Source organism: Blautia sp. MSJ-36, assembly GCF_018917985.1.
GTDB lineage: Bacteria > Bacillota > Clostridia > Lachnospirales > Lachnospiraceae > Blautia_A.
In genome coordinates this window covers 1-1,862 of record NZ_JAHLPQ010000060.1, presented here as the reverse complement: position 1 = coordinate 1,862, position 1,862 = coordinate 1, and the positions used below count along the sequence as shown (strand labels likewise).

Genomic DNA, 1,862 nt, shown 5'->3' with positions numbered 1-1,862 from the left:
AGGGGCTGTTGCAAAATAGATGAGTAATCATCTATGGAGCAATGGCTCCTTTTTTGTGTTCAAATGAAAAAGCAGGCTCCGAAGAACCTGCCATTCATGGTATAATAAATTATGACTAGTAAAATAAAATACCAAAAAAATTATACCGAATTCAACGAAACTTATCAACTGGTTTTGCCATTAAGTTTAGAAGGTCTTGTCCCTGATGACGATTCTGTTCGACTGCTGAGCCATGAGCTTGAGGAACTCGATTATACGTTATTGTATAAGGCTTACTCTTCCAAAGGAAGAAATCCTGCGGTTGATCCGAAGACCATGTTCAAGATCCTGACCTACGCTTATTCTCAAAACATTTATTCTTCCAGAAAAATAGAAAAAGCTTGTTTAAGAGATATTAACTTTATGTGGCTGCTTGCCGGTCAAAAGGCACCAGATCACAGCACGATTGCCAGGTTCCGGACAGGTTTTCTTTTGGAGGCATGTGAAGATCTGTTTTATCAGATGGTTCGTAGATTGAAAAATGCTGCTGAATTGTCAGTAGAAACGGTATTTATTGATGGTACGAAATTAGAAGCATGTGCCAACAAGTATACATTTGTCTGGAAAAAACCTGTTGGCAAATGGGAAGAAAAGATGTTTCAGAAAATCCAGGAAGCAGTAATGCTCCTAAACCATGAATACATGCAATCGTTTTCTGTAAAAATAGACTCGAGGATTCAAGATCTTCAAACAATAACAAGATATCTTGAAAATAAGTGCCAACAGGATGGAACAGTTTTTGTGTATGGCCGAGGGAAAAGAAAAAGTAAAAACCAGAAATACTTTGAGCTTTTCCGAAAATTTCAGGAACGTCAGGTAACTTACGACTGGCATACAGCCAGCTTTCAGGGACGAAATAATTATTGTAAGACTGACCCGGATGCTACATTTATGCACATGAAAGATGATCATATGCGGAATGCACAGTTAAAACCCGGATATAACATTCAGATCGGTGTAGACAGTGAATATATCGTGGCAACAGATGTCTTTTCAGACCGAAACGATGTCTGGACACTGATTCCATTTTTAAAAACAATGGACGAAAAACTTGGGTTCCGATATCCCAGTGTCACAGCCGATTCGGGATATGAAAGCGAAGAAGGTTATACCTATCTTCGGGAAACCAGACAGACGCCTTATATAAAACCACAAACCTACGAAAAGTGGAAAAGGCGAAGCTTCAAACAGGATATCAGTAAACGTGAAAATATGGCCTATGATGCAGAAACGGATGTTTACACTTGTTATGCACAAAAGAAGTTGTCACCGGTCTTCGTGAAAAAGCAGAAAAGCAAGAGTGGCTATGAATCAGAAGTTACCGTCTATGAATGTGAAGATTGCAAAGACTGTCCTCACAAAGAAAAATGTACACGTGCGAAAGGAAACAAGCGATTATACGTTTCCAAAAGCTTTCTGGAAAAACGACAGGAGTCTTATGAAAACATCCTGACCGAAACAGGAATCCAGTATCGCATGAACCGCTCCATTCAGGTAGAAGGTGCTTTCGGAGTTTTGAAAAATGACTATGAATTTCAAAAATTTCTGCTTCGCGGAAAAACCAAAGTGAAACTGGAGATTCTTTTGCTTTGCATGGGTTATAACCTGAATAAATTACATGCCAAAATTCAAAATGAACGAATAGGTTTCCACCTGTTTAAAGTAAAGTCAGCCTAAAATTCCAACAAAAAATGAAGGCTTTATTTAGGTGCGAAAAAAATTGGCAGAAAATCAACGTACAAAGATTTTCTGCCAATTTTCTTTTCTAAAAAGCAGAAAGTGCCGCTCAATCACCTATTCCGGTGATTTTGCGACACTCCCTT

1 protein-coding gene is annotated in these 1,862 nt (G+C 38.6%); it reads left to right on the top strand.

Annotation, left to right across the window (positions count from 1 at the left end; translation table 11 throughout):
- The first annotated feature begins 111 nt into the window (after positions 1 to 111).
- A complete protein-coding gene (locus tag KQI39_RS17090) occupies positions 112 to 1,716 on the top strand; it encodes an IS1182 family transposase (protein ID WP_216419768.1) in 1,605 nt (534 codons plus the stop codon).
- The last annotated feature ends 146 nt before the right edge of the window (positions 1,717 to 1,862 follow it).

Coding starts and splice junctions, on each gene's coding strand:
- KQI39_RS17090 (WP_216419768.1), top strand. CDS start 112: ATGACTAGTAAAATAAAATACCAAAAAAATTATACCGAATTCAACGAA.